We start from the raw sequence: 6,821 nt of genomic DNA on the forward strand, positions 1-6,821 counted from the left end.
CATCAGCCAAGTACAGACGATTCTCAGGAGCGGGCAATGACGAGACGGATGAGACCGAGGGCCGGCCTGGTCGGTTTGGCGGCGGTCGCGTTCGCGGCCACCGCCTACGCGGGCCCCGCCCAGGCGGCGCAGGCGGCGGCCGACCGGGCAGCCGGCCACCCGGCGACGCAGCGCGCGATCGACGCGGCCGTCGCGGCGGGCATCCCCGGCATCACCGTCGAGGCACGCGACGCCGGCGGAGTCTGGAAGTCGGCGTCGGGCGTGGGCAACCGTGAGACGGGTACGCCGCGCGGCAAGAACGACCGGTTCCGCATCGGCGGCCTCACCGACACGTTCGTGGCGACCGTCCTGCTGCAGATGGAGGCGGAGCACAAGCTCAGCCTCGACGACACCGTGGACCACTACCTGCCCGGCCTGGTCACGGGCAACGGCAACGACGGCCGCACGATCACCGTACGGCAGCTGCTCAACCACACCAGCGGCCTGTACGACTACCTCGCCGACCAGGGGTACTACGAGACGTACGCGCTGGGCGACGGCTTCCTGCAGCACCGGTACGACACGCTGACGCCCGAGCAGCGCGTGAAGGTGGCCCTCGGCCACGCACCCCTGTTCGCGCCCGGGGCCCGCTTCTCGTTCTCCACCACCAACGACGTCCTGGCCGCGCTGATCGTGCAGAAGGCCGGCGGCAGGTCGTACGAGGACGAGGTGCGCGAGCGCATCATCGAACCCCTGGGGCTGCGGGCGACGTCCAACCCCGGCGACAGCATCGGCCTGCCCCGCCCGAGCAGCCGCGGCTACTCCAAGCTCTTCCTGTCGCAGCCGGACCGGATCGACGACGTCACCGAGCTGAACGGCTCGCAGGTCTGGGGCAACGGCGACATCATCTCCAGCGCGGACGACCTGAACCGCTTCTACGGCGCCCTGATCCAGGGCAGGCTGCTGCCGCCGCAGCAGCTGAAGGAGCTGACGACGACCCTGCCCAACCCCGACTTCCCGGGCGCGGTGTACGGGCTGAACATCGAGAAGCTGACGCTGGCCTGCGGCACGCCCGTCTGGTTCCGCGACGGCGGCACGACGGGGTCGCTCACCATGACCGCCTTCACCGAGGACGGCCGCCACCTGCTGACGTTCAACTACAACAGCGACTGGGGGCCGGAGACCCTGCTGCCCATTCTGAACGCCGAGTTCTGCGACACACCCGTCGCCTCGGGGACCGGATCGCACGCGTAGCGACATGTCTGTCAACGGAGAGGGTTTATGACCGTCCGAGCAGCCGTGGCGGGAGCGAGCGGATACGCGGGGGGCGAACTCCTCCGCCTGCTGCTGGCCCACCCGGAAGTGGAGATCGGTGCCCTGACCGGGCACTCCAGCGCCGGAGAACGGCTGGGCGCGCTGCAGCCCCACCTGGCTCCGCTGGCCGAGCGGGAGATACGGCCCACCACCGCCGATGTCCTGCGAGATCACGACGTCGTCTTCCTCGCCCTGCCGCACGGCCAGTCCGCCGCCGTGGCGCGGCAGCTGGGCGACGACACGCTCGTCATCGACTGCGGCGCGGACTTCCGCCTCGCGAACGCGGCCGACTGGGAGACGTTCTACGGCTCGCCGCACGCGGGCACCTGGCCCTACGGCCTGCCCGAACTGCCGGGCGCCCGCGCCGCGTTGGCGGGCGCCCGGCGCATCGCGGTACCGGGCTGCTACCCGACCGCCGTGTCCCTGGCGCTCTTTCCCGCCTACGCGGCCGGTCTGGCCGAACCCGAGGCGGTGGTCGTCGCGGCGTCCGGCACGTCCGGCGCCGGGAAGGCGCCGAGGGCGGATCTTCTCGGCAGCGAGGTCATGGGGTCCATGCGGCCGTACGGTGTGGGCGGCGGCCACCGGCACACGCCCGAGATGGCGCAGAACCTCAGCGCCGTGGCGGGCCGCCGGGTCGCCGTCTCCTTCACCCCGACCCTGGCCCCCATGCCGCGCGGCATCCTGGCCACCTGCTCCGCCGCGGCGCGGCCCGGGGTCGGCGCCGAGGAGGTACGGGCCGCGTACGTAAAGGCGCTGGCCGACGAGCCGTTCGTACGGCTGCTGCCCGAGGGGCAGTGGCCCAGCACCGCGGCCGTGTACGGATCGAACGCCGCCCAGGTCCAGGTGGCCCTCGACCCGGCGGTCGGCCGGATCATCGCGATCAGCGCCATCGACAACCTCACCAAGGGCACCGCGGGCGGCGCCGTGCAGAGCATGAACGCCGCGCTGGGCCTCCCCGAGGAACTCGGACTCTCCACGATCGGAGTCGCACCGTGAGCGGCGCCGGCGCAGCCGCCGGCCGACGGACCAACAAGGAGATGCAGTGAGCGTCACCGCAGCACGAGGCTTCACGGCGGCGGGCGTCGCCGCAGGTATCAAGCAGAACGGCAACCGGGACCTGGCTCTCGTCGTCAACGACGGTCCGCGCTGTGCCGCGGCGGGTGTCTTCACCTCCAACCGTGTGCAGGCCGCCCCGGTGCAGTGGTCCCGGCAGGTGCTCGCGGATGGTGGGATCCGCGCGGTGGTGCTCAACTCCGGTGGCGCCAACGCCTGTACCGGGCCGCAGGGCTTCAAGGACACGTGCGCCACCGCCGAGCGGGCCGCCGAGCGGCTCGGCCTGACCGCGACGGACGTGGCGGTCTGTTCGACGGGGCTCATCGGTGTGCCGCTGCCCATGGACCGGGTCCTGGCCGGTGTCGACAGGGCCGTCACCGAGCTGTCCGAGTCCGGCGGCGAGGACGCCGCGGTCGCCGTCATGACCACCGACACGGTGCGCAAGACCGCGGCCGTCACCCGGGGCGGGTGGACCGTCGGCGGCCTGGCCAAGGGCGCCGGGATGCTCGCCCCCGGACTCGCCACCATGCTCGTGGTGCTCACCACGGACGCCGACCTGGACGGCGCGGTCCTCGACCGGGCACTGCGGGAGGCCACCCGGGTCACCTTCGACCGGGTCGACTCCGACGGCTGCATGTCCACCAACGACACCGTGCTGCTGCTCGCCTCCGGGGCTTCCCGCATCACCCCGGACCACGCCGAGTTCGCCGACGCCGTCCGCGCGGTCTGCGCCGACCTGGCCCGGCAGCTCATCGGGGACGCCGAGGGCGCGAGCAAGGAGGTCCGCGTCGAGGTCGTGGGCGCCGCGAGCGAGGACGACGCCGTCGAGGTGGGCCGTTCCATCGCCCGCAACAACCTCCTCAAGTGCGCCGTCCACGGCGAGGATCCCAACTGGGGCCGCGTCCTGTCCGCCATCGGCACCACCTCCGCCGCCTTCGAGCCGGACCGCCTGAATGTCGCCATCAACGGCGTGTGGGTGTGCAGGAACGGCTCGGTCGGCGAGGACCGCGAGCTGGTCGACATGTCCGGCCGCGAGGTCCGGATCACCGTGGACCTCGCCGCGGGCACGGACTCCGCGGTCATCTGGACCAACGACCTCACCGCCGACTACGTCCACGAGAACAGCGAGTACGCCTCATGAGCGCCTCTGAGTCTCCGCGGTCTGCTGCTCGGCCGGCCGCCCTGCCCAGGGCGCACGCCCTCGTCGAGGCGCTGCCCTGGCTGGCGCGCCATCACGGCGAGACCGTCGTGATCAAGTTCGGCGGCAACGCCATGGTCGACGACGACCTGAAGGCGGCGTTCGCCATGGACATCCTCTATCTGCGGCACGCGGGCCTGAAGCCCGTCGTGGTGCACGGCGGCGGCCCGCAGATCAGCGCACAGCTCGCGCGCCTGGGCCTTGAGTCCCGGTTCGAGGCCGGCCTGCGGGTCACCACCGACGAGACCATGGACGTGGTCCGCATGGTCCTCGCCGGACAGGTGCAGCGCGAGCTCGTCGGGCTGCTCAACGCGCACGGCCCGCACGCGGTGGGTCTGACCGGCGAGGACGCCCGCCTGATGACGGCCGTCAAGCGCTATGCGCACAAGGACGGCAAGGCCGTGGACATCGGCCGCGTCGGCGAGGTCGCACACGTCGACGCCGGGATCGTGCGGGACCTCCTAGAGGGCGGACGCATCCCCGTCATCTCCTCCATCGCCCGGCCCGAGGACGGCAAGGACGCCGCCGAGGGCGGTGTGTTCAACGTCAACGCCGACACCGCGGCCGCCGCCCTCGCCGCCGCGCTCGGCGCCGAGACGCTGCTCGTCCTGACCGACGTCGAGGGCCTCTACGCGAACTGGCCGCACAGCGAGGAGGTGATCCCCCGCCTGACCGCCGGCGAACTGGCCGGGCTGCTGCCCCGGTTGGCCTCCGGGATGATCCCCAAGATGGAGGCCTGCCTGTACGCGGTGCGCAACGGGGTGCGCACCGCCCGGGTCGTCGACGGCCGGAGAGAGCACGCCATCCTGCTGCAGATCTTCACCGACGACAACGCCGGCACGGTGGTCGTGCCGGACGACGACGGCAGCTTCGAGGGAGCGACGGCATGAGCGACGACGCGCACATCACCGGGGCGGGCAACGCGGCGCTGACCCGCCGCTGGCAGGGCGTCATGATGGACAACTTCGGCACCCCCCGGCTGCCTCTGGTCAAGGGCCAGGGCGCCCGGGTCTGGGACGCCGAGGGCCACGAGTACCTCGACTTCGTCGGCGGCATCGCGGTCAACGCGCTCGGCCACGCGCATCCCGCGGTCGTGCGGGCCGTCTGCGAGCAGATCGCCTCGCTCGGCCACGTCTCGAACCTGTTCCTCGCCGAACCGACGGTGCGCCTCGCCGAGCGCCTGCTGCGGCTCGCCGGGCGCCGGGGCCGGGTCTACTTCTCCAACTCCGGCGCCGAGGCCAACGAGGCGGCCTTCAAGATCGGCAGGCTCACCGGCCGTACGCACATGGTGTCGGCCACCGGCGGCTTCCACGGCCGCACCATGGGGGCCCTGGCCCTCACCGGCCAGCCCGCCAAGCAGCGCCCCTTCCTGCCGCTGCCGGGCGAGGTCAGCCATGTGCCGTACGGGGACGTCGGGGCTCTGCGCACCGCTGTGACCCCGCGCACCGCGCTGCTGGTCCTGGAGCCCGTGCAGGGGGAGAACGGCGTGGTCGTACCTCCGCCCGGCTATCTGCGGGCGGCCCGCGAGATCACCGCGGCGACCGGGACCCTCCTCGTCCTGGACGAGATCCAGACCGGCATCGGCCGCACGGGCCACTGGTTCGCGGCGCAGGCCGAAGGCGTCGAGGCGGATGTCGTCACCCTCGCCAAGGGCCTGGGCGGCGGTCTGCCCATCGGCGCGACACTCGCCTTCGGTACGGCCGCCGAGCTGCTCACGCCCGGCGCGCACGGCTCCACCTTCAGCGGGAACCCCGTGGTGTGCGCGGCCGCCCTCGCCGTACTGGACACCATCGAGCGGGCCGGTCTCCTCGCCCACGTGACCTCGGCGGGGCAGCGGCTGCGGCGCGGTCTTGAGACCCCGGGCCACCCGCTGGTGCGCGAAGTCCGCGGCGCGGGACTGCTGTTGGGCATCGCACTGCACGGGAACCTCGCGGCGCGGGTCCAGCAGGCGGCCCAGGACAGGGGTCTGCTGGTGAACGCGGTGACGCCGGACGTCGTCCGGCTCGCCCCGCCACTGATCGTGTCGGACCGTGAGGTGGACACCTTCCTCGACGGCTTCCGGGCGGCCCTGTCCGAGGTCCACGACGACGCGCTGACGGCGGTGTGACCGTCCGGTCAGGCCCGGGCAGTGCCGTCGGAGGCCGCTTCGGGCGCGGTGGGGCGCATAGCGTTCATCTTCAATACATTGCAACGAACACAGTGCGGGGCGTTGCGTTAGATTCCCTTCCATTGCAACAATTTCTCGCTATCTACCTGCAGTGATAGGGATTTCGCGCAACGCGCTTGTTGCCAGACTCATGAATGCAACGTAGCGTTTCCATCATCAGAAACAACGAACCGAAGGAGCCCACGATGCAGAAGAACCTGAGCACCCCGCAGAAGTTCGACACCCCCGCCCCCATCTCCGCCGTCCTCGACATCCCCGCCGGACGCCTCCAGTTCATCGCCGCCGACCGGACCGACACCACGGTCGAGGTACGGCCCGCCAACCCCGGCAAGAGCCGCGACATCAAGGCGGCCGAGGAGATCACCGTCCGCTACGCCGACGGCGTCCTGCACATCCAGGCCCCGCAGGCGACCAACCGGCTCCTCGGGAACTCCGGGTCCGTCGAGGTCACCGTCCAGCTGCCCGCCGGCTCCCGGGTCGAGGCGAAGACCGCCGGCGCCGAGTTCCGCGGCGTCGGGCGGCTCGGCGACGTCGCCCTCGAGGGCGGCTACCGCTCGGTCAAGCTCGACGAGGCCGCAAGCGCCCGCCTCAGCGCCCACGACGGCGACATCACCGTCGGCCGCCTGGGCGGCGCCGCGCAGATCAGCACCCAGCGGGGCGACATCCGTATCACCGAGGCCCACGGCGGCACCGTCACCCTGGACACCCAGCAGGGCGACATCTCCGTCGGCGCCGCCCGCGGTGTCTCCGCCTCCCTCGACGCCGGCACCACCTACGGCCGGGTCCAGAACTCGCTCAACAACACCGCCGGCGCCGCTGCCGGCCTGCAGATCCGCGCCACCACGGCCTACGGCGACATCACCGCCAGCAGCCTCTGACCACCGCCGCCCTCGAAGGAGCACCGCTCATGAGCACTCTGGCCATCGCGGCGAACGGGCTGCGCAAGTCCTACGGCGACAAGGTCGTGCTCGACGGCATCGACCTGGCCGTCCCGGAAGGAACGATCTTCTCCCTGCTCGGCCCGAACGGGGCCGGGAAGACCACCACGGTGCAGATCCTGTCCACGCTGATCTCCTGCGACGGCGGGCAGGTCCAGGTGGCGGGCCATGA

General features: G+C 72.0%; 7 protein-coding genes. All 7 read left to right on the forward strand.

What is annotated here, in order from left to right:
* The first annotated feature begins 36 nt into the window (after nt 1-36).
* Complete coding sequence (locus ACWC2T_RS34665) at nt 37-1,233, forward strand: serine hydrolase domain-containing protein (RefSeq protein ID WP_450674306.1); 1,197 nt, start codon at nt 37-39, stop codon at nt 1,231-1,233.
* A gap of 27 nt (nt 1,234-1,260) precedes the next feature.
* The gene (argC, locus tag ACWC2T_RS34670; RefSeq protein ID WP_450674307.1) at nt 1,261-2,289 is read left to right on the forward strand and encodes an N-acetyl-gamma-glutamyl-phosphate reductase; all 1,029 of its coding nucleotides are present in this window, start codon (nt 1,261-1,263) and stop codon (nt 2,287-2,289) included.
* Nucleotides 2,290-2,335: 46 nt separating this feature from the next.
* A complete protein-coding gene (argJ, locus tag ACWC2T_RS34675; RefSeq protein WP_450674308.1) occupies nt 2,336-3,487 on the forward strand; it encodes a bifunctional glutamate N-acetyltransferase/amino-acid acetyltransferase ArgJ in 1,152 nt (383 codons plus the stop codon).
* Entirely contained in the window at nt 3,484-4,434 is a 951-nt protein-coding gene (argB, locus tag ACWC2T_RS34680) for an acetylglutamate kinase (RefSeq protein ID WP_450674309.1), read from the forward strand. The genes argJ and argB overlap by 4 nt, the downstream gene beginning before the upstream one ends.
* Nucleotides 4,431-5,651 carry an acetylornithine transaminase gene (locus ACWC2T_RS34685; RefSeq protein WP_450674310.1) on the forward strand — a complete coding sequence of 407 codons (1,221 nt, stop codon included), beginning with the start codon at nt 4,431-4,433 and terminating at the stop codon, nt 5,649-5,651. Before argB ends, ACWC2T_RS34685 begins: the two co-directional genes overlap by 4 nt.
* A 245-nt stretch (nt 5,652-5,896) precedes the next feature.
* A complete protein-coding gene (locus ACWC2T_RS34690; protein WP_450674311.1) occupies nt 5,897-6,589 on the forward strand; it encodes a DUF4097 family beta strand repeat-containing protein in 693 nt (230 codons plus the stop codon).
* A gap of 29 nt (nt 6,590-6,618) precedes the next feature.
* Nucleotides 6,619-6,821, forward strand: a 203-nt coding sequence (locus ACWC2T_RS34695) for an ATP-binding cassette domain-containing protein (RefSeq protein WP_450674312.1), incomplete at its 3' end; no start/stop codon positions are given.

Source organism: Streptomyces sp. NPDC001393 (genome assembly GCF_053597455.1).

What these genes read in the sequence shown, in the direction of transcription:
- argC (WP_450674307.1), top strand. Translation starts at nt 1,261, where the DNA reads ATGACCGTCCGAGCAGCCGTGGCGGGAGCGAGCGGATACGCGGGGGGC.
- ACWC2T_RS34690 (WP_450674311.1), top strand. Translation starts at nt 5,897, where the DNA reads ATGCAGAAGAACCTGAGCACCCCGCAGAAGTTCGACACCCCCGCCCCC.
- ACWC2T_RS34665 (WP_450674306.1), top strand. Translation starts at nt 37, where the DNA reads ATGACGAGACGGATGAGACCGAGGGCCGGCCTGGTCGGTTTGGCGGCG.
- ACWC2T_RS34685 (WP_450674310.1), top strand. Translation starts at nt 4,431, where the DNA reads ATGAGCGACGACGCGCACATCACCGGGGCGGGCAACGCGGCGCTGACC.
- argB (WP_450674309.1), top strand. Translation starts at nt 3,484, where the DNA reads ATGAGCGCCTCTGAGTCTCCGCGGTCTGCTGCTCGGCCGGCCGCCCTG.